Source organism: Massilia sp. PAMC28688 (genome assembly GCF_019443445.1).
In the GTDB taxonomy this organism is placed as follows: domain Bacteria; phylum Pseudomonadota; class Gammaproteobacteria; order Burkholderiales; family Burkholderiaceae_D; genus Telluria_A.
This window is the reverse complement of record NZ_CP080378.1, coordinates 1,618,884-1,645,670: the sequence shown is the minus strand read 5'-3', so window position 1 is coordinate 1,645,670 and position 26,787 is coordinate 1,618,884. Positions and strand designations below refer to the sequence as shown.

Below are 26,787 nucleotides of genomic sequence, written 5' to 3'. Positions count from 1 at the left end.
CGCCCTCGCGTCGTGCTGATGCCGGAGCTGCGCTCCGCGTGATCAGAACGAGTGGAACACGCCCAGCGCGTAGTGATTGATGCTGGTCTGGGTGCTCGGCGCGATGGCCGGTGCGCCCTTCTTGTTCGAGAAGTCCGCGTACAGGTAGGTACGCTTCGACAGCGCGTACTCGTAGCCGAGCGAGAACTGCTTGACCTTTTCCATGCCGTCGACATGCTTCATGCCCACGCCGGCCAGGATCTTGCCATTGCCGATCTGGTGATTGGCGCCAATGACCCAGGCCTTGGTGTCATAGTTGAACGGACGGGTGTGCTCCTGGTCCTGGCGGGTGATCGAAAACATCAGCTTGGTTTCAGGCATGACGTACACGGAACCTGCGAAGGAAGCAACCTTCGATTCCACGGCATTGCGCTCGGCAGCCAGCATCAGGGCGCCTGGGCCGTTGCGGTAGGTAACCGAGATCGAGTAAGGGTTGGTCTGCGACGTGGTGTTGGCAGGGTATTGCGGCGCTGCTGCCGTACCACGGCCAATGAAGGCGGCGTTGCCGTTGGCTTCCTTGGTGGCGATGGTGGTGTTGAGCTGCAGGCCCATCCACTCTGGCGAGTTGTAGAACACGGCGTTCGAGAAACGGTTGGCCGAGTTACCGGTCGGGCTCAGCGGGTCCGAGGTGTAGCCGGCCACTGCCAGGTCAGCCTGGAAGCCCTGTGGCGATGGAATGCCGTGCCATGGCTCGAACGCAATGCTCGACTCCTGGAACGCGGTCAGGCCGCGGCCAACGCGCACGGTACCGAAGTCGCCCGACAGGCCCACCCGGCTCTGGCCCTGGAACAGGGGGCGCTGATAGCCGTTGCTGCCGGTTTCATTGGCGCCGGTGTCCGGCTCGTAACGCATTTCCAGCTGGAAGATCGCCTTCAGGCCATTGCCCAGGTCTTCCACACCCTTGAAGCCGAGGGTGTTGTTGGCGCGCTTGCCGATATTGAGCGACTGGTCGGTACGCTTGACCAGGCCCAGGTCCAGGTTGCCGTAGATCTGCACGGACGACTGCGCGTGTGCTGCACCGGCGAATGCGCCCAGGAGTGCCACGGCCAACAATGATTTTTTCATGTACCAAATCCTTAATAAGTAAATCGTTCGAATCGCGGGCCGGGGCGCTGGCCGCCGGTCGCAATAGGTATAACTGTCTGTGCTTGGCGCATCGGAATCGCCGAGTTGACCAATTATGCAGGTGTCCATTGGTGGAAAGCCAATAATTCAGCGTGCGCTGTTGTATTTTTGAAACTCGGAACGGGCTTTATTTCATTTCTCACAAGCAAAATTATCTGTCTGCATGCATGTGCCGTTTGTTCAAGATCAAGGAAGGCGTGTTTCGCCGCCGTTCGCGCCGGCGCAGGGCGTAGACTTTCCTTCATTGTTCCACCGGAATCAATACGGCCGCACGGCGACCATGGTCCGGACCTCACTGCATAGGACACACGATGGCAAATCGCGAAGAATTGGGCATTATCCGGGGCGCGCGCGGCGGCCAGCGCGATGCCCAGCTGGCGCTGGGGCGGCTCTATTTATATGGCAGTGCCGGCCTGCCCAAGAGCCTGCCCACGGCCCTGCACTGGCTCGACCGCGCTGCAGAGCAGGGTTCGCACCAGGCATGCGAGCTGATCGGCGCGCACATTCCGCTGGAACTGGCCGTGCAAAGCGCCCGTCCGGTGGCCCAGTGGTATGAGCGTGCCTACGACGCCGGGGTGCTGCGGGCCGGGGTGGTGCTGGCCCAGCTCACTTTCGAGCACCAGGGCGGGACCGATCCGGCGCGCCGGGCCAAGGCGTTGCGCGCGCTGGAACAGGCGGCCCGCTGCGGCATGGCCGACGCCAGCCGGCTGTACGCCCGCTACCAGCAAGGCGGCGCCCCGCGCCCGCCTGCCGCCGGTGCTGCGAACGCTGCTGGTGCCGGTGTCTTTGCCAGTGCTGCTGCGCCGTGCCCCGCCCCGGTTCCGTGCGCGCCTGCCGCTCCAGCCCCGGCCGCGGCCGAACGCTGGCCGCGGGCGGCCGCATCCACTGGCGAGCCGCCGGCGCGGGCCACCGCCGTACCGGCGGCGGAGCGCGCCTGGCATGCCGACAGTCCCGACGCCTTCCTGGCCCAGGCCCTGCCGCGCGCCCGTGCGCTCGCTGCCGCCTGCGCCGGCCAGCCCTTGGGCGCCATTCATCCGGGCCAGGACGGGGTCGCCACCTTGTCGCGCTGCGCCCGCCTGCTGGACGCCGGCGGGCCGGGCCTGCGCCAGCGCCACGGCGTGAGCGAGGCCGAGCTGCACCATTTCTGGGAACTGGCCGCCGCCGAACACGATGCCCATGCCCAGCTGGCCATGGGGCTGTGGCAGGCGCGCATGCACGTCGATGGCCAGCGCATTGCCGCCGGAGCCGGCGCGGCCAATTTCAAGAAAGCCATCCGCTGGCTGGCGCTGGCGGGCGAGCAGGGCTTGCCGCAAGCCTGGTATGCGTTGTCGCGTATCTATATCAAGCCGGAGTTTTCGCAGCGCAATGTGGCAGATGCCCAGGCCTATCTGGAGCGCGCCGCCGGCATGGGCTACCGCGAAGCCCAGCTCGAATGCGGCCACAACGCCTGGCGCGCCCGCCGCGAGCAGGAGGGCAACGATGTCAAGGCCGTGTACTGGCTGCAAAAGGCGGCGGCCCAGGGCTGTCCCCAGGCCGCCGCTGCGCTCGGCAAGATTGCGCCGCGCACCGCTTCCGTGTTTGCCGGCGTGGCCGCGCGCGCTCCGGCCACCCTGGCCACGGCCTATCCGCTGCTGTCGGCGCGCCTGCGCCTGGCCGCCCTGTTTGGTCTGAGCCGCGCTGAAGCCTTGCTGCTCGATATCAAAAGCGCCGACCACGGCCATTGCCTGGTGGTGGACATCCGCGCCAGCTACGGGCGCTGCAAGCGGCGCCTGATTGCCATCGCCTCGGCGCAGGAAAGGCGCGCGCTGGACGACATCGTGCAACAGTTCGGACCAGTGGACCCAGGCCCGGGCGGACCTGAAGGCAACTACCGCCAGCGCCTGTACCGGCTCAAGACAGTGTTGCCGGAAGCCCAGCAATGCGAGGAAACGGAAGGGGAATCGTTCGAGATGGCAGCCTGATCGCAACTGCGCGGCCGGGCCGCCCGCCTAGAGGCTGATGCTGCCTTCAAATACCGTCACCGCCGGCCCGCTCAGGTATACCGGCGCCGTGCCGCCCGCCCATGCCACCGACAGTTCGCCGCCCCGGGCCGAGACGCGCACGGGCGAATCAAGCAGGCCGCGCCGGATGCCTGCCACCACGGCGGCGCAGGCGCCCGTGCCGCAGGCCAGCGTCTCGCCGGCGCCCCGTTCAAACACGCGCAGGCGGATATGTCCGCGGTCCATGACCTGCATGAAGCCGGCATTGACCTTGGCGGGAAAGCGCTCGTGGCGCTCGATCAGCGCGCCCAGCTCTTCCACCGGGGCGGTGTCGACATCGTCCACCGTCTGCACGGCATGCGGATTGCCCATCGATACCAGCGACACGTACACGGTGCTGGTGAGCGCCCCGGCCGTGAGTGCCAGTGGATACAGCGTATCGTCGCCCTCGCTTGAGCAAGCCAGGCCGGCGGCATTGAAAGGCAGCGCGTCCGCAGTCCAGCGCGGCGGCCCCATGTCCACCGTGATGCTGCCGTCCGGCTCCAGGCGCGGCGTGATGATGCCCTTCATGGTCTCGACCCGGATCGCGGCCTTGCTGGTCAAGCCCTTCTGGGTGACGAACTTGACAAAGGCGCGGGCGCCATTGCCGCACTGTTCCACTTCGCTGCCATCCTGGTTGAAGATGCGGTAACGGAAATCGCAGTCGGGCGCGTGCGCGCGTTCCACCACCAGGATCTGGTCGGCGCCAATGCCGAAACGGCGGTCGGCCAGCGCGCGCCACTGGTCGGCGCTCAGGTCGACGTTCTGGTTGATGGCATCGATGACGATGAAATCGTTGCCGGCGCCATGCATTTTGGTAAATTGAAGGTTCATGCGGGCAGTATAGCGGAGCTGGCGCGGGCAGGCAGGCGCCCGGCGTCGGTCCGTCAGGGGCGAATATAGGGCGACGCTTCGCCGGCCGGGCGCGTCTTGAACCGCTTGTGGGTCCAGAAATACTCTGCCGGCGCCTCGCGCACCCGCTCTTCGATGAAGGCATTCATGCGGCGCGCCGCCGCCACCATGTCTTCACCCGGATAGTCTTCCCAGGGCGGAAAAAATTGCACGCGCCAGCCCGCGTAGTCAGGCAGAAAGGTGGCCACCACCGGCACCACGGCCGCGCCGGTGGCGGCGGCAATGCGCCCGGGCGCCGTCAGCGTGGCGGCGGGCACGCCAAAAAAAGGCACGAACTCGGCATCCTTGGCGCCGAAATCCATGTCCGGCAGCATGAAGTAGGGCAGGTGCTCGCGCATCGCGCGGATGATGGGCTTGACCCCTTCTTTGCGCGAAAACAGTTGCACCGGCCGAAAGCGCGAGCGGCCCTGGCGCAGCACTTCGTCAAAGGCCTTGTTTTTCTGCGCCACGTAAATGGAGCACAGGCTGGACTCGAGCATGACGGCCACGCCGGCCACGTCCAGGCACACGAAATGGGGGCACAGCAAGATGGTGGGGCGCTGCTGCAGCTGCGCCAGCGGCACCCCCGGTTCCACGCGGATCAGGCGCCGCAGGCGCGCCTCGCTCGCCCACCACAGGATGGCGCGCTCCCACACGCTGCGCGAATACGACTGGAAGTGGCGCCTTGCCAGCGCCACCCGTTCCTGCTCGCTCAATTCGGGCATGCACAGGCGCAGGTTGGTCAGGGCAATGTGGCGCCGTTTCTTGAGCAGCATGAACAGCAGGCTGCCGATGGCAGCGCCAAAGCGCCCCAGGATCGGCAGCGGCAGCCAGTGCATCAGCCACATCAGGCCAAGCAGCAGCCTCATGCAGCCATCCCGGCATCGGGCCCGGCCACGCCATCGGGCTGCTTGTAGCGGTTATAGCTCCAGAAATACTGGGCCGGGCAGCGTGCGATCAGCTGCTCCATGGCGCGGTTGATGGTGGCGGCCTGCTCGGCCGCGCTGCCGCTCAGTTCGCCATCGAAGGGAACATAGCGCACCACAAAACCCTGGCCGCGCGCGCGCCGCTCCGCATACACGAGGATGATGGCGGCCTGGCCCAGCTGGGCCAGCTTGGCCGGCAGCGTCATGGTATAGGCCGGCTTGCCGAAGTAGGGCGCCCACACGCCTTCCCCCTCTTGCGGCACCTGGTCCGGCAGCACGCCCACCGGCTCGCCCCGGCGCAGGCATTTGGCCAGGATGCGCACGCCGGACAGGTTGGCCGGGGCCAGGTGCAGGTTGTGGCGCGCGCGCGCCCCTTCGATCAGGGGTTTCAAGGCTGCCTTCTTGGGCGGACGGTACATGACGGTGAGCGCCGTGCGCAGGGCAATTTGCTGGGCCGTGATCTCAAAGCAGCCCAGGTGCGGGGTCAGGAACACGATGCCGCGCCCGCTGTCGAGTACCGACTGCACATAGTCCCAGTTCTCTTCCGTGGCGTGGCGCGCCACCCGCGCCGGATCGGCGCACCACACAAAGGGCAGCTCCACGATGGCCTTGCCGGACTCGGCCACAGCACTGCGCAAGTGCTGCCCGAAGCCGGCCTGCACCAGGTTGCCGCGCAGGCGGCGCCGGTAGGACGGCGAGGCCAGGTAAACGAGCCAGCCCAGGGCCGCGCCGATCGCATGCAGGATGGAAAGGGGGAGCCGGGACAGCAGGCGGAAAAGGTGAACTAGCATGGATTGACGAAGCTTAAATATTGTCAGTTGCCTGACCAAAATTTCTCAAGGAGCGTAAAATACCACGTATGCAGGATCCGCCGAGTTAATAGACAACTTGCGAAGCGGAATATAAATGTCGCTAAAGCGTCGCAGGCAACCCGGTTACTGCGACTTCAATCTGACCAGTAACAGGAGTTTTGCATGTCTAACGATTACCTCTTCACATCCGAGTCTGTTTCCGAAGGCCATCCCGACAAGGTGGCGGACCAGATTTCCGACGCCATTCTCGACGCCATCCTGGAGCAGGATCCCCGCGCCCGCGTGGCCGCCGAGACACTGTGCAACACGGGCCTGGTGGTACTGGCCGGTGAAATCACCACCCACGCCAACGTCGACTATATCCAGGTGGCGCGCGAAACCATCAAGCGCATCGGCTACGACAATACCGAGTTCGGCATTGATTACCGCGGCTGCGCCGTGATGGTGTGCTATGACAAGCAGTCGCCCGATATTGCCCAGGGCGTGGACGAAGGCGCCGGCCTGGACCTTGACCAGGGTGCGGGCGACCAGGGCCTCATGTTCGGCTATGCCTGCGACGAGACGGCCGAACTGATGCCCGCCGCCATCCACTATGCCCACCGCCTGGTGGAGCGCCAGTCCCAGCTGCGCAAGGATGGCCGCCTGCCGTGGCTGCGTCCGGACGCCAAATCCCAGGTCACCTTGCGTTACCTCAATGGCCGTCCGGTGGGCGTCGATACCGTGGTACTGTCCACCCAGCACGCGCCGGAGGTGTCGCACAGCCAGATCGAAGAAGCGGTCATTGAAGAAATCATCAAGAAGGTGCTGCCGGCCGAATGGCTGGGCAGCACGCGCTACCTGGTCAATCCGACCGGGCGCTTCGTCATTGGCGGCCCGCAGGGCGACTGCGGCCTGACCGGGCGCAAGATCATTGTCGACACCTACGGCGGCGCGGCGCCCCACGGCGGCGGCGCCTTTTCCGGCAAGGACCCATCCAAGGTCGACCGTTCAGCCGCCTATGCCGCCCGCTACGTGGCCAAGAATATCGTGGCCGCCGGCCTGGCGCGCCAGTGCCAGGTGCAGGTCAGCTATGCCATTGGCGTGGCCAAGCCGATCAACATCACGGTGTACACCGAAGGCACGGGCGTGATCCCCGACGAAAAGATTGCCAAGCTGGTCATGGAACACTTTGACCTGCGTCCGAAAGGCATTGTCCAGATGCTGGACCTGCTGCGCCCGATTTACCGCAAGAGCGCCGCCTATGGCCACTTCGGCCGCGAAGAGCCGGAGTTCACCTGGGAGCGCACCGACAAGGTAGCCCTGCTGCGCGCCGAAGCCGGCTTGTCGTAAGCGCCCATGGCGCCGCGGCCAGGCAGGCGCGGCGCCATCGCTGGCAGTGCCGGCGGGAAGCTGGTACACTAGCCGGTCCGAGGAGCGTTGCGACGAAAACACGATTTTCGCCAGGCTCGGAACATCATCTGCAACTGCGCTCACGTTACTTTTTTCTAACTGAAAGGAGGGCGTGATGAACGCCGTACTCAAATCTTCGCAAGACTTCCACATTGCCGACATCTCCCTGGCCGCCTGGGGTGACAAGGAAATCAAGATCGCAGAAACCGAAATGCCGGGCCTGATGGCCATTCGCGAGGAATTTGCCGCGTCCCAGCCGCTCAAGGGCGCCCGCATCACCGGTTCCCTGCACATGACGATCCAGACCGCCGTGCTGATCCAGACCCTGGAAGCGCTCGGCGCCCAGGTGCGCTGGGCCTCGTGCAATATCTATTCGACCCAGGACCACGCCGCCGCCGCCATTGCTGCCGCCGGCACCCCCGTGTTTGCCGTCAAGGGCGAAACCCTGGATGAATACTGGGAATATACCCACCGCATTTTCGAGTGGCCCAGCGTCAATGGCCAGCCCGTGTACTCCAACATGATCCTCGACGATGGGGGCGACGCCACGCTGCTGCTGCACCTGGGTACGCGCGCCGAAACCGATCCATCGGTGCTGGCCAATCCCGGTTCGGAAGAAGAAATCTGCCTGTTCAATTCCATCAAGGCCCGCCTGGCCCAGGATGCCACCTGGTATTCCAAGCGCTTGCCGGCCATCATGGGCGTGACCGAGGAAACCACCACCGGCGTGCACCGCCTGTACCAGATGCACAAGGAAGGCAAGCTCGCTTTCCCGGCGATTAACGTCAACGATTCCGTCACCAAGTCCAAGTTCGACAACCTGTACGGCTGCCGCGAATCGCTGGTGGACGGCATCAAGCGCGCCACCGACGTCATGATCGCCGGCAAAGTTGCCGTGATTGCCGGTTATGGCGACGTGGGCAAGGGCTCGGCCCAGGCCATGCGCGCCCTGTCGGCCCAGGTGTGGGTCACCGAGATCGATCCGATCTGCGCCCTGCAGGCTGCCATGGAAGGCTACCGCGTGGTGACCATGGATTATGCTGCCGAGCACGGCGACATTTTCGTCACCGCCACCGGCAACTACCACATCCTGACCGAGCAGCACATGCTGGCCATGAAAGACCAGGCCATCGTCTGCAACATCGGCCACTTCGACAATGAAATCGATGTTGCCGCGCTCAAGAAGTACAAGTGGGAAAACATCAAGCCCCAGGTCGACCATGTCATCTTCCCGGACGGCAAGCGCATCATCCTGTTGGCCGAAGGCCGCCTGGTCAACCTGGGTTGCGGCACGGGCCACCCGTCCTACGTGATGAGCTCCTCGTTTGCCAACCAGACCATTGCCCAGATCGAGCTGTTCGCCAACAACGACAAGTACCCGGTCGGCGTCTATGTGCTGCCCAAGCACCTGGACGAAAAGGTGGCGCGCCTGCAGCTCAAGAAGCTCAATGCGCAGCTGACCGAGCTGACCGAAGAACAGGCCGCCTACATCTCGGTCAAGAAGGAAGGCCCGTACAAGCCTGACCACTACCGTTATTAATTGACTGCACGCCCCGGCCCGCCCGGGGCGTCTTTTTCCAGAGACGCCACCATGAAACTCCTGATTACCTGGCTGATCAACGCAGCCGCCCTGTTTGCCCTGCCTTACCTGATGAGTTCGGTAAAGGTGACCAATATTACCTCCGCCCTGATTGCGGCCCTCGTGCTGGGCCTGGTCAACACCCTGATTCGTCCCATCCTCGTGCTGCTGACCCTGCCGGTCACCTTCCTGACGCTGGGCTTGTTCATCCTGGTCATCAATGCCTTGCTGTTCTGGGCCGTGGCCTCCTTTGTCGACGGGGTCCAGGTCAATGGCTTCGTGTCCGCCTTCTTCGCTTCCATCTTGTACAGCATCATTTCGTGGGCGCTGGCGGCTTTGATCCTGAAATAACATGAATACGCAAAATTTCAGTATCGAGTTCTATCCGCCCAAGTCGGCCGAAGGCGCCGACAAGCTGCGCATTGCGCGCGGCAAGCTGGCCCAGCTCGATCCCAAGTATTTTTCCGTCACCTTTGGCGCCGGCGGCAGCACCCAGCAGGGCACCCTCGACACGGTGCTGGAAATCCTGGGCGAGGGGCATGACGCCGCCCCCCACCTGTCCTGCGTGGGCGGCTCGCGCCAGTCCATCCGCGACATCTTGCAGCAATTTCAGTCGCACGGCATCCGCCGCCTCGTGGCCCTGCGCGGCGACTTGCCAAGCGGCTATGGTGGCGGTGGCGAACTGCGCTACGCAAGCGAGCTGGTGGAATTCATCCGCGCCGAAACGGGCGACTGGTTCCACATCGAAGTGGCGGCCTATCCGGAAGTCCATCCCCAGGCCCGTTCGCCCCAGGATGACTTGCAAAACTTCGCGCGCAAGGTGCAGGCTGGCGCCGATGCCGCCATCACCCAGTATTTCTACAATGCCGACGCTTACTTTGCCTTCATGGACCAGGTGAGCAAACTGGGCATCGACGTACCCGTCGTGCCCGGCATCATGCCGATCATCAACTACACCCAGTTGATGCGCTTTTCCGACATGTGCGGCGCCGAAATTCCGCGCTGGGTACGCCTGAAGCTGGCCAGCTACGGCGACGACAGCGCCTCGATCAAGGCCTTTGGCCTCGATGTGGTGACCCAGCTGTGCGAACGCCTGCTCGCCGGCGGCGCCCCGGGCCTGCACTTTTACAGCATGAACCAGGCCGCCGCCACCACGGCCATCTGGCAGCGTCTGGCCAAAGCCTAGTCGGTAATGACCAGGTCCAGCGCGACATCATGGGGCGCGCTGGCAAAGTCGGCCAGCAGGCACGCATACGCCACGCCCGCCGCCAGCGGCCGTGGCCTGGGTTCCAGCGTACGGTCGTAGTAGCCGCCGCCGTAACCGAGCCGGAAGTGCCCGCCATTAAAACCTAGGCAGGGCACCAGCAGCGCAGGCGGGCGCGCGAGCATGCGCAGGGCGGCGGGAATGGTGACCCCCATCTGGTCCTTCGTCATGGCTTCGCCCGGCTGCCAGCTGGCAAAGCCCAGCGCGGCATCGCGCGCCACCACCACCGGCAGCGCCAGCTGCACGCCTTGCGCGGCCAGTGCCGTGTAGGTGGGCAGCAGGGCAGGCTCGCCCCGCAGCGGCCAGTACACGCCCAGCTGCCGTATCTGCTGAGCCTGCACCCATGCCAGCACGCGCGCACCGATGATGGCATCACGCCGGGCCTTGTCATCGGCATCGATCAGCGCCCGCCGCGCCAGTAGTTGCTTTCGCAAAACAGCCTTGTCAGGCCCGTCATTCATTGTCGTCTTCTGTGCGGTGGGAGCTGGAAACGGCGAATCCGTGCATGGTATTCTTGGGTCAATGGTCATGGTCACATGGCAGCATGAAAGAGAGTTGGGAATCGATGTCTTTGCCGAAATTACTGACCGGCGCCGTACTCGCCGGATCCTGCATCCTGCCGGCGCTGGCCCAGCTGGCGCCGGCCGACAGTGCCGCCGCCGACGAAGCCTTTGCCGAGCTGCGCGACGCGGCCCGCCGCGGCGACAGCGTCAAGGCTGAAACGCTGGCCGCCCGCCTGCAGCAATATGCGCTGCCTTCCTATGTTGACTATTATCGTCTGAAAGCGCGCATGCCGGCAGTGACGCCCGACGAAGTGCGCGCCTTCCTGGCCCGCCACCAGGGCACGGCCATTGCCGACCGCATGCGCAATGACTGGCTGCTGGAACTGGGCCGGGTGCGCGACTGGGTCAATTTTGACCAGCAATACCCGCTGTTCGTGCTTGACGACGACTTGCAGGTCAAGTGCTACGCCCTCATGTCGCGCCTGGCCAGACAGGAAACCGTGGCCGAGGAAGCGCGATTATTGCTGACCAATCCACCCGGCTACGGCGACGCCTGCAATGGCCTCATGGCCGCGCTGGCCCAGGCCGGCCAGTTCAGCGCCGACGACTTGCTGGTCCAGCTGCGCCTGGCGGGGGAGACGGCCAGTACCGGCCCGGCCCGCCGCGCAGCCGAGCTGCTGGGCGTGACCGACACCCGCGCCGCCCAGGCCGTGGACTTCCCGGCCCTGGCCATGGCACGCGGGATTGGCACTACCCGCGCCGAACACGAGGTCTACCTGGTGGCGATCAGCCGCATGGCCCGTTCCAGCCTGCCGCTGGCACTGGTGGCGTTTGAAAAAAACCTGCCCTTGCTCTCGCCCCAGGAACAGGCGATCGGCTGGGCCGTGCTGGCCCATGCGGCGTCCATCAAACTGGAACCGGAGGCCTATCTGTACTGGCAGCGCAGCGCCGGCGCGCCCCTCAGCCACGAACAGATGCAGTGGAAAACGCGCATTGCGCTGCGCAAGCTCGACTGGAAAACCGTGCGCGACACCATCGAGGCCATGCCCGCGTCGCTGCGCAGGCAGCCGGTGTGGGTGTACTGGCTGGCGCGCGCGCTGCAGACCGATCCGGCCACCGCGCCCGAGGTGGTCCCGGCCATGTACCGCAGCATTGCCGACCAGACCCATTTTTACGGCCAGCTGGCGCTGGAAGAGCTGGGCCAGCTGATTACCATCCCGCCGCCCGGCCCGGCCGTGACGGCAGCCGAACAGGCGGCCATTGCGGCCAACCCGGCCCTGCAGCGCGCGCTGAAGTTTTTCAGCCTGCGCATGCGGCTGGAAGGCTTGCGCGAGTGGAACTGGGAAACGCGCAAGTTCAGCGAACGCGAGCTGCTGGCCGCGGCCGAGCTGGCGCGCCGCCACGATATCCTCGACCGCATGGTCTACACATCCGAGCGCACCCGTACCCAGTTTGACTACACCCAGCGCTTCCCGTCACCCCACAACGAAATCCTGACCCCGACCACCGAGGAACTGGGCCTGGACAAGGCCTGGGTGTATGGCCTGATCCGCCAGGAATCGCGCTTCATCATGGATGCGCGCTCCAGTGCCGGGGCCGGCGGCCTGATGCAGGTCATGCCCGGCACCGCGCGCGACGTGGCACGCCGCATCGGGCTTGACTTCGTCAAGGAAAAGCTGACCGACCTGCGCACCAACCTGCTGCTGGGCTCCAATTACCTCAACATGGTGCTGCAAAGCGCCGGTGGCTCCCAGCCGCTGGCCAGCGCCGCCTACAATGCCGGTCCCGGCCGCATGCGCACCTGGCGCCGCAAGCTCGAGCAGCCCATGGAAGGGGCCATTTTCGCCGAGTCCATTCCCTTCCTGGAAACGCGCGTGTACGTCAAGAACGTGATGGCCAACGCCACCAATTATGCGGCCCTGTTCGAGAACAAGCCGCAATCGCTCAAGGCGCGACTGGGCACTATTTCATCGAGCACTGCGCCGCCCAGCGATCTGCCTTAAAATCCCCGTACAGCAGACCAGATCAACCAGACGCCCCGGGGAGCAGCATGCAGCACACGACCATGCAATTGAGCGCCATGCCCGCCACGGTGGTGGTCTTTGGCGGCAGCGGTTTCATTGGCAGCCACCTGGTGGCGCGCCTGTCGGCAGCGGGGATGCGCGTGATCGTCCCCACCCGGCGCTATGAGCGCACCAAGCACCTCATCTTCCTGCCGCGGGTGGAAGTGGTGCAGGCCGACATTGCCGACAACAGCGTGCTGCGCGGCTTGCTGCAGCGTGCCGACGCCGCCATCAATCTGGTGGGTGTGCTCCACTCCCGCCGCGCGATGCCGTATGGCGAACAGTTCCGCCGTGCCCATGTGGAGCTGCCGCGGCGCATCGTTGCAGCCTGCGCCGATGCGGGCGTCAAGCGCTACCTGCACATGAGCGCCCTGGGCGCCGCCGCCGACGGGCCATCCATGTACCAGCGCTCCAAGGCCGATGGTGAAATCGCCGCCCGCTCGGCGCCCACCGTCGCCGCCACCATTTTCCGGCCCTCGGTCGTGTTCGGGCCGGGCGACGCCTTTCTCAACACCTTTGCGCGCCTGCAGAAATACCTGCCTTTCATCCCCCTGGCCGGGGCGGACACTGACTTCCAGCCCATTTACGTGGGCGATGTGGCGCAAGCCTTTGTCAATGCCCTGGGCGAGCTCAAGACGCGCCACCAGGTCTACCATCTGGGCGGGCCCCAGATTTATTCGCTGGCCGAGCTGGTGCGCCTGGCCGGACGCTACAGCGGCCACCCGCGGCCCGTGTTTGCCTTGCCCGACGCCCTGGCGCGGCTCCAGGCCGGGTTTTTCGAGCTGCTGCCGGGCGACCCCGTCATCAGCCGCGACAATCTCGATTCCATGAAGGTGGACAACGTGGTCGACCCGGCCATCCAGGCCACTACCGCCCAGGCACTGGGAATCAAGCTCACGCCGCTGGAGGCGGTGGCCCCGCATTACCTGACGCCGGCGGCCCGCATGGACGACTTCCGGGCCCGTGCCGGGCGCTGAGGTTTCGGCCGCCGGAACAACACTTGCCATTTCGGTATTGCTTCAGCTGTATTACACTGGTGGCACCTGAGAAAAAAGGCGCCCACGCGCGGGTGCCTGCCGCATGCGCCATGCATGCGCCCCGTATCCACTCCACGCCACTTCGCCGCCACCATGCAAACGACCCAACTCGATCCCATCCTGTCGCAAACGCTCACCGACGCCAAGAATGCCGGACTGACCCTTGTCATCGGCAACAAGAACTATTCATCCTGGTCCATGCGGCCGTGGGTGGCCATGGTCGGCTTCGGCATCCCCTTCAATGAAGTCAGGGTGCTGCTTGACCAGCCCGATACCGCCAACCGCATCGCCGAGTATTCCGGCGCCGGGCGTGTGCCGGTGCTGCTGGCGGGCGAGATGACGATCTGGGACAGCCTGGCGATCTGCGAGTATCTTGCCGAACAGTTCCCGGAAAAGCATATGTGGCCGCAGGACGTGGCAGCGCGCGCCATGGCGCGCTCGGTCACCTGCGAAATGCACAGCGGCTTTTCCGGCCTGCGCAGCGCCATGTCGATGAGCATTCGCAGCCACCTGCCGGGCCGCGGCCGCACCCCCGAAGCGCAGGGCGACATCGGCCGCATCAGCGAGATCTGGGAAGAATGCCTGTCGCGCTTTGGCCACCATCAGTACCTGTTTGGCGACTTCTCCATTGCCGACGCGTTCTTCGCGCCGGTGGTGATGCGCTTTCGCACCTACGGCGTGGCCCTGGCGCCGGCGCTGCAGGCTTACTGCGACCGCATGCAGGCCCACCCGGCCGTGGCGCGCTGGGTCAGCGAAGCGCTGGCCGAAACGGAAAGTGCCGCCTTTCACGATGACGAAATCGGCGGCAAGCCATGAAGCGCAGCGTCGAGGAGTGCATAGGCTGATGCAGACCTATATCGTGGGCGGCGCCGTGCGCGACAGCCTGCTCGGAATCCCGGTGCAGGACCACGACTGGGTGGTCGTGGGCGCGACGCCCGAGGACATGCTGGCCAAGGGGTTTCGCCCGGTGGGCAAGGATTTTCCCGTGTTCCTGCATCCCGGGACGCACGAGGAATATGCCCTGGCGCGCACCGAGCGCAAGACCGCGCCCGGCTATCGCGGCTTCGTGTTCCACACCTCGCCCGACGTCACGCTGGAAGAGGACCTGGTGCGGCGCGACCTGACCATCAACGCCATCGCGCGCGCGCCCGACGGCGCCCTGGTCGACCCCTTCGGCGGCCAGGCCGACATACAGGCCAGGGTGTTTCGACACGTGTCCGACGCCTTTCTGGAAGACCCGGTGCGCATCCTGCGCCTGGCCCGTTTTGCCGCGCGCTTCCCGGACTTTACGGTGGCGCCGGAGACCGCCGCGCTGATGCGAAGCATGGTCGAGCAGGGCGAAGTCGACGCCCTGGTGGCCGAGCGCGTGTGGCAGGAAGTGGCGCGCGGGCTGATGGAGCAGCAGCCTTCGCGCATGTTCGAGGTGCTGCGCTCCTGCGGGGCGCTGGCGCGCATCATGCCGGAGCTGGACCGCCTGTGGGGCGTGCCGCAGCCGCCGGCCCACCATCCGGAAATCGACACCGGCCTGCACATCATGCTTGTCATCGACTACGCCGCGCAGCAGGGCTACGACCTGTGCGTGCGCTTTGCCGCCCTGACGCACGACCTGGGCAAGGGTGTGACGCCAGCCGCCCAGTGGCCGCGCCATCACGGCCACGAGCAACTGGGGCTGGACCTGATCAGGGCCGTGTGCGAGCGCTTGAAAGTGCCGACCGAATGCCGCGACCTGGCCCTCGTCACCGCGCGCGAGCACGGCAACGTCAGCCGCGCGCTGGAGCTGCGCGCCAATACCCTGGTCAAGCTGTTCGAGCGCTGCGACGGCTTTCGCAAGCCGCAGCGCTTTGCCCAGATGCTGCAGGCTGCCGAATGCGACTTTCGCGGCCGCGCGGGGGACGGGATCGATTTTCGCGAGCGCCCGTTTCCGCAGGCGCCCTACCTGCTCGCCGCGCTCGATGCCGCGCGCGCCGTCAATGCCGGCGACGTGGCGGCGCGCTGCGGCGACGACAAGGCGCGCATTCCGCTGGCCGTGCACGCGGCGCGCGTGTCGGCGGTCAAGCAGCTGGTGCGCCACAGCGACGACGGCGACGAGGCGGCCGATGCCGAGGGCGGGTGACAACCTGCCGGCGCCGGGCACGGGCCGCGCGCCGCTCCTTTGTAACTGTGCGTCATTTGTGTCTGCGCACGGGCGCAATCCTGCTATTCTTGAAGCTCGATCGTTTGCCTGAAAGGCTATTGATGCGGTCCCCCTGGCACCTTGCCGCCACCTTCTATGCGATCTGCATTTCGCTGTGCACAAGTGGCGTCAGTCTTGCCCAGCCGCTGCTGGCAGAACCCATCCGTCCGCTGCGCGCCGCAGCCGGGCTCGATCCGGCGCGGGTGGCGCTCGGCCGTGCCCTGTTCCACGACCTGCGCCTGTCGCGCGACAATACGCAAACCTGCGCCAGCTGCCACAAGAGCGAGCACGGTGGGGCCGACGGCCTGGCGCGCTCGCTTGGCCCCGGGGGCATCCTGACCCGCTTCAACACGCCCACGGTGTATAACAGTGTCCTCAATTACCGCCAGGGCTGGCTCGGCGCCAGCGGCGGCATGGACGCCGTGCTGGAGCACGTGTTTGGGCCCGCCGGCGAGAGCAAGGTGTCGCCCTGGGTTCTGGTGGCCTCGCGCCTGACCGGCGACGAGGCGATCGCGGCCCAGTTCAGCCGCGCCTATGGCGAGGAGATAAGTCCCGAGCGCGTGCAGGATGCCTTGTCCCACTACCTGCGCTCCCTGCTCACGCCCTCGCGCTTCGACCGCTACCTCGCTGGCGAGCATGGCGCGCTCAGCCCCGAAGAGCGGGCCGGGTATGCCCGCTTCAAGAGCTTTGGCTGCGTCAGCTGCCACCAGGGCGTCAACGCGGGCGGCAATATGTTCCAGCGTTTCGGCGCCATGCGCCGGCCGGTTCCCGGTGCGCCCATCACGGCCGACCCGGGCCGCTATTCCGTCACCGGGCGCGAAGCCGACCGCCACATGCTGCGCGTGCCCGGCCTGCGCAATGTGGCCCAGACGGCGCCGTACTTCCACAACGGCTCGGTGTCGACGCTGAAAGAAGCGGTCGATGCCATGTTCAAATACCAGCTGGGGCGCGAAGCCTCGGCCCAGGACCGCGACCTGATCGTGCGCTTCCTCCATTCCCTGAGCGGCGAATCAAAGCCGGCATCGGGAGCGACGCCGTGAGCTTGCCGCGGCGCGTAGCTGCAATTGCCTTGCTCACACTCCTCGTTGTAACTCTTGGTTATCTTTTTAACCGTACCCAGGCGATTGACATCGATGCCCAGAACCGGGTCATGCTCAATTTGCGTGAACTGGAAAAGCTCGATGCCGGCTGGAACGTCAACATCCTGCGTTCGCACGTGGGACTCAATCCCGACTACGATCCCCTGGTGGCGCCCCTGCCGCGCATGCACCAGCTGACAACCGAGGTGGCATCGGCGCTGGCCATGACGCGCGGGCCGGAGGCGCTTGCCACCTACGGCCAGCTGGTCAGCGCGCTGCGCCAGAAGGAAGAGCTGGTGGAACAGTTCAAGAGCCAGAATGCGGTGCTGCGCAATTCGCTCATGTATATCCCGCCCGCCATTGCCGGTCTCAAGACGGAACTGACGGGCATCGAGGCGGCCCTGGTCCCGGCGCGCACGGTGCTGGCGCTCGATGCCGCGCTCAACACGCTGCTGACCGACCTGCTACGTTACAACATGGTGCCGGACCCGGCCCTGGGAACGGCCATCGAACGCCAGATCGTGCTGGTGGAATCGCTGCGCAGCGGCTTTTCGCCGACCATGGGGGCGGCCATCGAGGCCATGGCCGCCCACGCGCGCGCCATTGTGCGTTATCGCGAGCTGGAAAACCGGCTCGAGCGCCAGATTGCCGACACCGGCACCGGCGAACTGCTGGGGCGGCTGGCCACCCAGTTCGACCGCGCATTCGGCCAGGTCCAGATCGAGCGCCAGCGCTGGCGCGGCTACCTGTTCGCCTATTCGGGCATGCTGCTGTTCCTGGTGGTCCTGTTCGCGCGGCGCCTGCGGCGCAGCTACCTGATCATCAACCAGGTCAACCGCGACCTCAAGCGCGCCAACGAAACGCTGGAGCTGCGCGTGGCCGAGCGCACCGCCGCGCTGGAAGCGAAAAGCGAGCAGCTGGAAAAGCTGGCCATGTATGACATGCTCACCGGCCTCATCAACTATGGCCAGTTCACCCAGCTGCTGGACCGGGCCATGCTGCGCGCGGCGCGCCGCAACACCAATGTGGTGGTCATGTTCATCGACCTTGACGGCTTCAAGGCCGTCAATGACACCTGGGGCCACGCCGCCGGCAACGTGGTATTGCAGGAAGTGGCGCGCCGTGTGCAGGACAAGCTGCGCAAGGAAGACGTGCTGGCGCGCCTCGGTGGCGACGAGTTCGTGATCCTGCTTGAAGAAGTGCGCGACCGCGAAGGCGCCAGGCGCGTGGCCGAGCTGGCGCTGGAAGCAATCTGCGGCATCCGCGAGGCCCAGGGCCATCCCATCACCATCTCGGCCAGCATCGGCATTTCCAGCGCCAACGGCCAGGAAGGGCGTGCGCGCGGCGCCCAGGCCCTGCTGGCTGACGCCGACCAGGCCATGTACCAGGCCAAGCAGGACGGCAAGAACGGCATCGCCATCAGCGGCCATGCGCGCTGGTCCCAGCGCCTGGCCGACCCGGTGCTGGACCGGATTCTCTAGTCGCACGCTAGAGTCTGGCCTCGAAAACTCCTTTTCCGTTGCGCTACAATGGCTTTATGGTGCAATGCACAATGGCAGGAGAATTCCATGTTTACGATGTCGCTTCCGATCCAGCTGGGCCGCTGGCTGCGCAAGCCCGAAACGGGCAGGCCGCACGGTCCCCGGCCGCGCCGTGCCGTCTTGGTCAAGCAGCTGGGCGAGCGCGACCGGCGCCGCATGCGCCGGCATTTCCTTGATCTGGACGATAGCGACCGCTTACTTCGGTTCGGCACTGTATTGTCGGACGAGCGCCTGGAGCAGTATGTCGCCGGCATCGATTTCACGCGCGACACCATCTATGGCGTCTACAACCGGATGTTCCGTCTGGTGGCGGTGGGCCACCTGGCCTTCGCGCCGAAAGCGGCCATGCCTGTTGGCGGTGCCACCACCAAGGCCCGCATTGCCGAGTTTGGCGTATCGGTATCGCGTTCGGCGCGCGGGCGCGGCATTGGTTCACGGCTATTCGAGCGGGCCGCCATCCATTGCCGCAACAACGATGTCGATACGCTGTATATGCACTGCCTGTCGTCGAACCAGACCATGATGCACATTGCCAAAAAGGCCGGCATGCAGATTGAGCGCGAGCGTGGCGAAGCGGACGCCTACCTGCGCCTGCCGGCGGCGAGTCCCGCCACCTTGCTGCAGGAAGCGCTGGAAGAGCAGGTGGCCACGCTCGACTACAACTTCAAGGCCAACAAGCGCTTCGCAGCCAAGTTTTTCAGCGCCGACCGCTGAGACCCTACTGCCGACCAATCCCTCATAACTTTCCCCAAACCAGGGTCAGACCACTTAAACGGGTCAAAATCAATTTCCTATAGCCAGGGTCAGACCACTTAAACGGGCGAAAATCAATTTCCTGCGGCGAGTTGCACTGGCCCGGCACGAGGCGTGGCCGGGTCCGATCGTGCTTCGAAGCCAAAATTCGATGAAAAGCGGGCGAATCGCGCACGGTTAAACCCGGCGTGGGCTGAAGCTTTCTGCCGCATCCCGTCGCCGCCCTTTCAAAGTGGTTCGCCAGCAATTTTTGTAGGACTTTTGCAACCACAAGACAATTGATTTCAGCCCGTTTAAGTGGTCTGACCCTGGTTTGAGGAAATTGATTTTGATGCGTTTAAGTGGTCTGACCCTGGTTTGAGGAAATTGATTTTGATGCGTTTAAGTGGTCTGACCCTGGCTATAGGAAAATGATTCGGGAAGGGCAGCGCCCGCTACACCAGCGGCAGCGCCGTGGTGTCCTTGATCCGCTGCAGCGCAAAGCTGGACTTCACATCGGCCACGGCCGGGTGCGACAGCAGTGTCTGCATCATGAAGCGCGAGAAGTGATCCATATCTTCCACGTGCACCCGCAGCAGGTAATCCATTTCTCCCGTCATGGCGTAGCAGGCCACCACCTCCGGCCAGTGCGCTACCGATGAGGCGAAATCGGCATGCGGCGAACTGGTGGCACGGCGCGCGCCGGCCGCATTGCTCGACGCTTCGCTGTGCTTTTCCAGCCGCACGTTGACATAGGCCAGCAATCCCAGGCCAATCTGGGCCGGGTCCAGCAGCGCCACGTATTGCCGGATCACCCCCGCTTCCTCCAGCCGTTTGATGCGCCGCAGGCACGGCGATGGTGATAGGCTGACCCTGTCCGCCACATCCTGATTCGAGAGCCTGCCGTCCTGTTGCAATATGGACAAAATCTTGCGATCTGTTTTATCCAGCTCAATTTTTGACATTTTTCCTCCAAAGCGCGCAATTTCACGCAATTATATTGCGCAAATGCCTGAAACGTGGGCATTGATTGGAATTTAATGCCGGGGCCAGACGACTATACTGTGCGCTAATAAATGAGGAGACAGTCATGCAATTTACGCCTTGGGACAATCCGATGGGGACCGACGGATTCGAATTTGTCGAGTACGCCGCGCCGGACCCGAAAGCGCTTGGCGCATTGTTCGAACAGCTGGGCTTTGTCGCCATCGCGCGCCATCGCCACAAGGACGTGACCCTGTATCGCCAGGGCGACATCAACTTCATCATCAACGCCGAACCGGATTCGTTTGCCCAGCGTTTTGCGCGCACCCATGGCCCGTCCGTCTGCGCCATCGCCATCCGCGTCAAGGATGCCGCTTTTGCCTACAAGCGTGCGCTCGACATGGGCGCCTGGGGATTTGACAACCGCACCGGCCCGATGGAGTTGAATATCCCCGCCATCAAGGGCGTGGGCGATTCGCTCGTGTACCTGGTCGACCGCTGGCGCGGCAAGGATGCCGACGCCCAGAGCGGCGCCATTGGCGACATCAGCATCTACGATGTCGACTTTGTCGCCATTCCCGGCGCCCAGGTCAACCCGGTCGGCAATGGCCTGACCTATATCGATCACCTGACCAACAACGTCCACCGCGGCCGCATGAAGGAACTGGCAGCGTTCTACGAGAACCTGTTCAACTTCCGCGAGGTGCGTTATTTCGACATCGAGGGCAAGCTGACGGGCTTGAAGTCCAAGGCCATGACTTCGCCATGCGGCAAGATCCGCATCCCCATCAACGAGTCGTCCGACGACAAGTCCCAGATCGCCGAATACCTCGACCAGTACCATGGCGAGGGCATCCAGCACATCGCGCTGGGCACCGACGACATCTACAGCACCATTGCAAAGCTGCGCGACAGCGGCATCATCTTCCAGGACACCATCGAGACCTACTACGAACTGGTCAACCGCCGCCTGCCCGGCCATGGCGAGAACCTGGAAGAACTGCGCCGCCTGCGCATCCTCATCGATGGCCACAGCAGCGAAGACAAGCGCGAACTGCTGCTGCAGATTTTCACCCAGACCGTGATCGGTCCGATCTTCTTTGAAATCATCCAGCGCAAGGGCGACCAGGGCTTTGGCGAAGGTAACTTCCGCGCCCTGTTCGAATCGATCGAGCTGGACCAGATCAAGCGCGGCGTCCTGGCCGACCCCGCTGCAGCCACCGCCAAGACCGCCGCCTGATACGGCAGCACGGAGACACATATGAATGCACCACTAGACCCGTCCAAACTGGGCGCCCAGCCCGAGCACGAAATTTCGCTTGACGATAAATGGACGCTCGAGCGCGGCCGCGCCTTCATGACCGGCACCCAGGCCCTGATCCGCCTGCCGATGATGCAGCGCGAGCGCGACCTCAAGGCTGGCCTGAACACGGCCGGCTACATCACCGGCTACCGCGGTTCGCCCGTGACTTCGGTCGACATGACCGCCATGAAGGCCAAGAAGCACCTGGACGCGCACCACGTCAAGTTCCATCCCGGGATGAACGAAGACCTGGCCGCCACCGCCGTGTGGGGCACGCAGCAGACCAATCTGTTCAAGGATGCCAAGTACGACGGCGTGTTCTCGATGTGGTATGGCAAAGGCCCTGGCGTGGACCGCTGCGGCGACGTCTTCAAGCACGCCAACAATGCCGGCAGCGCCAGGCATGGCGGCGTGCTGGTGCTGGCCGGCGACGACCACGCGGCCAAGTCCTCGTCCACTGCGCACCAGAGTGACCACATCCTCAACGCCTGCGGCATCCCGGTGCTGTACCCGGCGTCGGTGCAGGAGTATATCGACTACGGCCTGCACGCCTGGGCCATGAGCCGCTACACCGGCCTGTGGGTGTCCATGAAGTGCGTGACCGACATCATCGAGTCGGGCGCCGTGGTCGACTTCGACCCGGACCGCGTCAAGATCGAAATGCCGACCGACTTCGAGCTGCCGGAAGGCGGCCTGAATATCCGCTGGCCCGACACCGTGCTCGACATGGAAGTGCGGATGAACAGCTATAAGTGGTACGCGGCCCTGGCCTATGTGCGCGCCAATAAGCTCAACAAGATCATCTGGGACAGCCCCCGTCCCAAGATCGGCATCATCACGGCCGGCAAGTCGTACCTGGACACGCGCCAGGCGCTGGCGGATCTCGGCATCGACGAGCAGGCCGCGGCCGATATCGGCATCCGCCTGTACAAGATCGGCATGACCTGGCCGCTCGAAGCGGACGGGGTGCATGAATTTGCCAAGGGCCTGGACGAAATCCTGGTGGTGGAAGAAAAGCGCCAGATCCTCGAATACGCGCTCAAGGAAGAACTGTACAACCTGCCGGACGGCGAGCGTCCACGCGTGGTCGGCAAGTTCGACGACACGGGCGAGTGGTCCAACAAGGGCAAGTCCGGCCACGGCGACTGGCTGCTGCCGGCCACGTACGAACTCAATCCGGCCCTGATCGCACGCGCCATCGCCAGCCGTATTTCGCACTACTGCGCCGGCCATCCGGTGGAGCAGCGCGTGAAGGAGCGCATCGCCTTCCTGGAAGCCAAGGAGCTGGTGCTCAAGTCCGCCGGCCTGAAGCCAAATCCGGAAACCGACCGCACGCCATATTTCTGCTCCGGCTGCCCGCACAATTCCTCGACCAAGGTGCCGGAAGGCTCGCGCGCCCTGGCCGGTATCGGCTGCCATTACATGGTGCTGTGGATGGACCGTGAAACGTCCACCTTCACCCACATGGGCGCAGAAGGCGTGACCTGGGTTGGCCAGGCACCCTTCACCAACGAGAAGCACGTCTTCACCAACCTCGGTGACGGCACCTACTTCCACTCCGGTATCCTGGCGATCCGCGCGGCGGTGTCGGCCAAGGTCAACATCACCTACAAGATCCTGTTCAATGACGCCGTGGCCATGACCGGCGGCCAGGAATTCGATGGCCCGCTCGACCCGGGCATGATCAGCCGCCAGATCGCGGCCGAAGGCGTCACGCCGATCATCGTCGTCACCGACGAGCCGGAAAAGTACCCGGACGATTACAACTGGGCGCCGGGCGTCACCGTCCGCCACCGCAGCGAATTGATGGACGTGCAGCGCGAACTGCGCGACATGCCGGGCGTGTCGGCCATGATCTATGACCAGACCTGTGCTTCCGAAAAGCGCCGCCGCCGCAAGCGCAACGAGTATCCGGATCCAGCCAAGCGCGCCGTCATCAACGAGGCAGTGTGCGAAGGCTGCGGCGACTGCTCGGTGCAGTCGAACTGCCTGTCGGTGGAGCCGCTGGAAACGGAGCTGGGTCGCAAGCGCCAGATCAACCAGTCCTCCTGCAACAAGGACTTTTCGTGCGTCACCGGTTTCTGCCCATCGTTCGTGACGGTGGAAGGCGGCGCGCTCAAAAAGCCCAAGAAGGCTGCCAAGGGCGAAGCTGCCCCGCCAGTGCTGCCTGTGCCGGTCCTGAAAAGCACCGCGGCGCCCTACGGCATCCTGATCACCGGTATCGGTGGTACCGGCGTGGTCACCGTGGGCCAGATCCTGGCCATGGCGGCGCACGTGGAAGGCAAGGGCGCCATCGTGCTTGACATGAGTGGCCTGGCCCAGAAGGGCGGACCGGTCATGTCGCACGTGCGCCTGGCCGACAACCAGGCCGACCTGCACTCGACCCGCGTGGGCACCGGCAGTGCCGACCTCGTGATCGGCTGCGACCTGATCGTCACCGCCAGCAAGGATGCCTTGTCGCGCATGGGCGAAAACCGCACCTACGCGGCGATCAACTCCACCGGTTCCTCAACCGCAGCCTTCGTCAAGAACCCGAACTGGCAGTTCCCGGGCGCGAGCTCGCAGGCAGAAATCGTCAAGGCCTGCGGCGAGCAGAATGTGGATTTTGTCGACGCCGGCCAGATCGCCACCGCGCTCATGGGCGACTCGATTGCCACCAACATGTTCATGCTGGGCTACTCATGGCAAAAGGGCCAGGTGCCCTTGAGCGAAGCATCGATCATGCGCGCCATTGAACTGAACAACGTGTCGGTTGCCTTCAACAAGGCCGCCTTCAACTGGGGCCGTACCGCGGCCCACGACCTGCCGTCGCTGGTGAAGATGACGACGCCGGCCAAGGTCATCGAGTTCAAGCGCACCCAGACCCTGGACGACATCGTCAAGCGCCGCATCGAGCTGCTGACGGCGCATACCAACGCCGCCTACGCCGCCCAGTACAAGGCCTTTGTGGACCAGGTACGCGAGCAGGAGGCCAGGGTCGGTGGCGGCACGCGCCTGACCGAAGCGGTAGCGCGCTACTACTACAAGCTGATGGCATACAAGGACGAGTATGAAGTGGCCCGCCTGTACACCACCGGTGCGTTTGCCGAAAAGGTGGCCAACATGTTCGAAGGCGACTACAAGATGAAGTTCCATCTGGCGCCGCCGATCATGGCCAAGACCGACTCCAAGGGTCACCTGATCAAGCAGGAATTCGGTCCGTGGATGATGAAGGCCTTTGGCGTGCTTGCCAAGATGAAGGGCTTGCGCAATACGCCATTTGACATGTTTGGCTACACCGCCGAGCGCAAGATGGAGCGTGCCCTGATCAAGGACTACCACGCCACCGTCAGCGGCCTGCTGCCGAAGCTGACCGCCGACAATCTGTCCCAGGCCGTGGCCATTGCCAGCATTCCGGAAGATATCCGTGGTTATGGTCATGTCAAGGAGCGTCACCTGAAGGCGGCCAAGGCCAAGGAAGCCGAACTGCTGGCCAACTTCGGCGCGGCCGGCGGCGCACACCGCGCAGCATAAAAATAGCGATACCGGCGCCCGGGCAGCAATGCCCGGGGCGCTACAATAAAAAGCCTGCCCGGGTTCACCGCGCAGGCTTTTTTCACTTTGGGAGAATGGCATGGGCAAGGTAGCGAAGGGCACATTCGAGATCGTGATGAAACCGGCGCCGGCGGGCGAAGGCGCAGGGCGCGTGGCCGTGGGCCGCATGCTGATCGACAAGGAGTATGGCGGCGACATGGTGGGCGTGGGCCAGGGCGAAATGCTCTCGGCCGGCAATCCGGCTGCGGGTTCAGCGGCCTACGTTGCTATCGAACACGTGACGGCAATCCTCGACGGGCGCAGCGGCAGCTTCGCGCTGCAGCATTCCGGCGTCATGCATGATGGCGCCAGCCAGCTGGCCATCTCCGTGGTGCCGGGGTCGGGCACGGGCGAACTGGCTGGCCTGGAGGGCAGCTGCAAGATCATGATCGCGGGCGGGGAGCACGCCTACGAGTTCGCGTACTCCCTGTAAAATCCGCCCCTTTAGCGCGAGCCGAGCGGGCCCGGCAGGGGCGACGTGTCGAAGTCCATGGTGTCGGGATCGGGATCGGACGCCAGCGGCGCACCGAACATCTTCAGCCACACAAAGCCAATCAGGCCGGCCGTCAGCGAGGCAATCAAAATGGCCATTTTCGATCCGTTGATCACGCCAGCCTGCCCGATGAAGGCGAGATTGGTGATAAAGATCGACATGGTAAAGCCGATGCCGGCCAGCAAACCGGCGCCCAGGATATGGCGCCAGGCCAAATCGAGCGGCAGGCGGCACACGCCCAGCATGACGGCGGCAAAGCTGAACAGGAACACGCCCAGCGGCTTGCCTATCACGAGGCCCAGCAGGATGCCAAGGCTGTTGGCGGAAAGCAGCTCCTGGGCCCAGCCGGTGCCGATCAGGATGCCGGTATTCGCCAGTGCAAACACCGGCAGGATCAGGAAGGCGACCGGCTTGTGCAGTACATGCTCCAGCCGGTGCGACGGCGACGTGGCATCGTCTTCCGTGGCGGAATAGGGAATGGCGAACGCGAGCAGCACGCCGGCAATCGTGGCATGGACCCCGGATTTGAGCATGAGAAACCACATCAGCGCGCCGCCAATCAGGTAGGGCAGCAGCGCCATCACCCGCAGCACCCGGTTCATCAGCAGCAGGCCGACAAAGACGCCGAGCGCGGATATGAGATACAGGAAGGAAAATTGCGCGGTGTAAAAGACAGCGATGACAATGATCGCGCCCAGGTCATCCATGACTGCCAGCGCCGTGAGGAAAACCTTGAGCGAGGCCGGCACCTTGCTGCCAAGCAGGGCCAGCACACCAAGCGCGAAGGCAATGTCGGTGGCCATCGGGATGCCCACGCCGGCCTGGGTCAGGGTGCCGCCATTGAGCAGGAAGTGGATCAGCGCGGGGACCCCGATACCGCCCACCGCCGCCATGATCGGCAGCATGGCGTTGCGCAGGTCGGACAGCTCGCCGTTGTACAGCTCGCGCTCCAGTTCCAGGCCAATGAGCAGGAAAAAAATCGCCATCAGGGCATCATTGACCCAGTGCTCGATGGTGAGGCCCCCCACATAGGTTTGCCAGAAACCGAGGTAGGCAGGACCGAAGGATGAATTGGCGATGGCCAGCGAAACGAGCGTGCATGCAATCAGGACGATGCCGCCCGCCTTGCCGGACTGGGTAAATTGCTTGAACGTTTTCGAGAGGCGTTTTTCGATGCGCAATTTTTTTCCTTTAGCGGTCAGGCTGAAACTGCATCGCCATGCAGGCTGGCAGCGGCAGGCGCCGCGCGCCTTTTCAAGATGG

At 64.5% G+C, this 26,787-nt stretch carries 22 protein-coding genes and 1 riboswitch; of the genes, 15 read left to right on the top strand and 7 right to left on the bottom strand.

Annotation, left to right across the window (positions count from 1 at the left end; translation table 11 throughout):
* Window positions 1-42 precede the first annotated feature (42 nt).
* The gene (locus tag KY495_RS07360; protein ID WP_219883022.1) at window positions 43-1,104 is read right to left on the bottom strand and encodes a porin; all 1,062 of its coding nucleotides are present in this window, start codon (window positions 1,102-1,104) and stop codon (window positions 43-45) included.
* A gap of 371 nt (window positions 1,105-1,475) precedes the next feature.
* Between KY495_RS07360 and KY495_RS07355 the strand changes: the two genes are divergently transcribed.
* On the top strand, window positions 1,476-3,125 hold the full coding sequence (locus KY495_RS07355) for an SEL1-like repeat protein (protein ID WP_219883021.1): 1,650 nt from the start codon (window positions 1,476-1,478) through the stop codon (window positions 3,123-3,125).
* A 27-nt stretch (window positions 3,126-3,152) separates the two neighbouring features.
* Here the strand turns inward: KY495_RS07355 and dapF are convergent, their stop codons facing one another.
* The 3 genes from dapF to KY495_RS07340 are packed head-to-tail and all read right to left on the bottom strand — an operon-like array spanning window position 3,153 to window position 5,790.
* Window positions 3,153-4,016: a diaminopimelate epimerase gene (gene dapF / locus KY495_RS07350; RefSeq protein WP_219883020.1), complete on the bottom strand. Its 864-nt coding sequence runs from the start codon at window positions 4,014-4,016 to the stop codon at window positions 3,153-3,155.
* 53 nt (window positions 4,017-4,069) lie between these two features.
* Window positions 4,070-4,942: a lipid A biosynthesis acyltransferase gene (locus tag KY495_RS07345; protein ID WP_219883019.1), complete on the bottom strand. Its 873-nt coding sequence runs from the start codon at window positions 4,940-4,942 to the stop codon at window positions 4,070-4,072.
* On the bottom strand, window positions 4,939-5,790 hold the full coding sequence (locus KY495_RS07340; RefSeq protein WP_219883018.1) for a lysophospholipid acyltransferase family protein: 852 nt from the start codon (window positions 5,788-5,790) through the stop codon (window positions 4,939-4,941). Before KY495_RS07340 ends, KY495_RS07345 begins: the two co-directional genes overlap by 4 nt.
* 183 nt (window positions 5,791-5,973) lie before the next feature.
* Here KY495_RS07340 and metK point away from each other — a divergent pair, with 183 nt between their 5' ends.
* From metK to metF, 4 genes are all read left to right on the top strand, one after another.
* Entirely contained in the window at window positions 5,974-7,140 is a 1,167-nt protein-coding gene (gene metK / locus KY495_RS07335) for a methionine adenosyltransferase (RefSeq protein ID WP_219883017.1), read from the top strand.
* Window positions 7,141-7,213: 73 nt separating this feature from the next.
* Window positions 7,214-7,289: riboswitch (S-adenosyl-L-homocysteine riboswitch) on the top strand.
* A 26-nt stretch (window positions 7,290-7,315) separates the two neighbouring features.
* Window positions 7,316-8,740 (top strand): adenosylhomocysteinase, encoded by a 1,425-nt coding sequence (ahcY, locus tag KY495_RS07330; RefSeq protein WP_219883016.1) that lies wholly within the window; start codon window positions 7,316-7,318, stop codon window positions 8,738-8,740.
* A 51-nt stretch (window positions 8,741-8,791) separates the two neighbouring features.
* On the top strand, window positions 8,792-9,130 hold the full coding sequence (locus KY495_RS07325; protein ID WP_219883015.1) for a phage holin family protein: 339 nt from the start codon (window positions 8,792-8,794) through the stop codon (window positions 9,128-9,130).
* A 1-nt stretch (window position 9,131) separates the two neighbouring features.
* On the top strand, window positions 9,132-9,965 hold the full coding sequence (metF, locus tag KY495_RS07320) for a methylenetetrahydrofolate reductase [NAD(P)H] (RefSeq protein ID WP_219883014.1): 834 nt from the start codon (window positions 9,132-9,134) through the stop codon (window positions 9,963-9,965).
* Here metF and KY495_RS07315 read toward each other — a convergent pair.
* Window positions 9,962-10,504, bottom strand: a complete 543-nt coding sequence (locus KY495_RS07315) for a 5-formyltetrahydrofolate cyclo-ligase (RefSeq protein ID WP_219883013.1) — start codon at window positions 10,502-10,504, stop codon at window positions 9,962-9,964. The genes metF and KY495_RS07315 overlap by 4 nt on opposite strands.
* A gap of 104 nt (window positions 10,505-10,608) precedes the next feature.
* On the opposite strand from KY495_RS07315, the gene KY495_RS07310 reads away from it, so the two are divergent.
* The 7 genes from KY495_RS07310 (at window position 10,609) to KY495_RS07280 (ending at window position 19,153) form a co-directional block, all read left to right on the top strand.
* Window positions 10,609-12,549, top strand: a complete 1,941-nt coding sequence (locus tag KY495_RS07310) for a lytic transglycosylase domain-containing protein (RefSeq protein WP_219883012.1) — start codon at window positions 10,609-10,611, stop codon at window positions 12,547-12,549.
* Window positions 12,550-12,596: 47 nt separating this feature from the next.
* Entirely contained in the window at window positions 12,597-13,586 is a 990-nt protein-coding gene (locus tag KY495_RS07305; RefSeq protein ID WP_229518523.1) for a complex I NDUFA9 subunit family protein, read from the top strand.
* 153 nt (window positions 13,587-13,739) lie between these two features.
* Entirely contained in the window at window positions 13,740-14,462 is a 723-nt protein-coding gene (locus KY495_RS07300; protein WP_219884148.1) for a glutathione S-transferase family protein, read from the top strand.
* Between the two features lie 28 nt (window positions 14,463-14,490).
* Window positions 14,491-15,759, top strand: coding sequence for a multifunctional CCA addition/repair protein (locus KY495_RS07295; RefSeq protein WP_219883011.1), 1,269 nt, complete (start codon window positions 14,491-14,493; stop codon window positions 15,757-15,759).
* A 122-nt stretch (window positions 15,760-15,881) separates the two neighbouring features.
* Window positions 15,882-16,859 carry a cytochrome-c peroxidase gene (locus tag KY495_RS07290; protein WP_219883010.1) on the top strand — a complete coding sequence of 326 codons (978 nt, stop codon included), beginning with the start codon at window positions 15,882-15,884 and terminating at the stop codon, window positions 16,857-16,859.
* Window positions 16,856-18,379: a DAHL domain-containing protein gene (locus KY495_RS07285; RefSeq protein ID WP_267876166.1), complete on the top strand. Its 1,524-nt coding sequence runs from the start codon at window positions 16,856-16,858 to the stop codon at window positions 18,377-18,379. Before KY495_RS07290 ends, KY495_RS07285 begins: the two co-directional genes overlap by 4 nt.
* Before the next feature lie 96 nt (window positions 18,380-18,475).
* Window positions 18,476-19,153 carry a GNAT family N-acetyltransferase gene (locus tag KY495_RS07280; RefSeq protein ID WP_219884146.1) on the top strand — a complete coding sequence of 226 codons (678 nt, stop codon included), beginning with the start codon at window positions 18,476-18,478 and terminating at the stop codon, window positions 19,151-19,153.
* A 473-nt stretch (window positions 19,154-19,626) separates the two neighbouring features.
* Here the strand turns inward: KY495_RS07280 and KY495_RS07275 are convergent, their stop codons facing one another.
* Window positions 19,627-20,136 (bottom strand): Lrp/AsnC family transcriptional regulator, encoded by a 510-nt coding sequence (locus KY495_RS07275; protein WP_219883009.1) that lies wholly within the window; start codon window positions 20,134-20,136, stop codon window positions 19,627-19,629.
* A 125-nt stretch (window positions 20,137-20,261) separates the two neighbouring features.
* Between KY495_RS07275 and hppD the strand changes: the two genes are divergently transcribed.
* The 3 genes from hppD to KY495_RS07260 all read left to right on the top strand — a co-directional run bounded on the left by hppD (window position 20,262) and on the right by KY495_RS07260 (window position 25,464).
* On the top strand, window positions 20,262-21,395 hold the full coding sequence (gene hppD / locus KY495_RS07270) for a 4-hydroxyphenylpyruvate dioxygenase (protein WP_219883008.1): 1,134 nt from the start codon (window positions 20,262-20,264) through the stop codon (window positions 21,393-21,395).
* Between the two features lie 21 nt (window positions 21,396-21,416).
* Complete coding sequence (locus tag KY495_RS07265) at window positions 21,417-24,971, top strand: indolepyruvate ferredoxin oxidoreductase family protein (RefSeq protein ID WP_219883007.1); 3,555 nt, start codon at window positions 21,417-21,419, stop codon at window positions 24,969-24,971.
* Between the two features lie 100 nt (window positions 24,972-25,071).
* A complete protein-coding gene (locus KY495_RS07260; RefSeq protein ID WP_219883006.1) occupies window positions 25,072-25,464 on the top strand; it encodes a DUF3224 domain-containing protein in 393 nt (130 codons plus the stop codon).
* 11 nt (window positions 25,465-25,475) lie between these two features.
* Here KY495_RS07260 and nhaA read toward each other — a convergent pair whose 3' ends face one another.
* Window positions 25,476-26,705, bottom strand: a complete 1,230-nt coding sequence (gene nhaA, locus KY495_RS07255; RefSeq protein ID WP_219883005.1) for a Na+/H+ antiporter NhaA — start codon at window positions 26,703-26,705, stop codon at window positions 25,476-25,478.
* Window positions 26,706-26,787 lie beyond the last annotated feature (82 nt).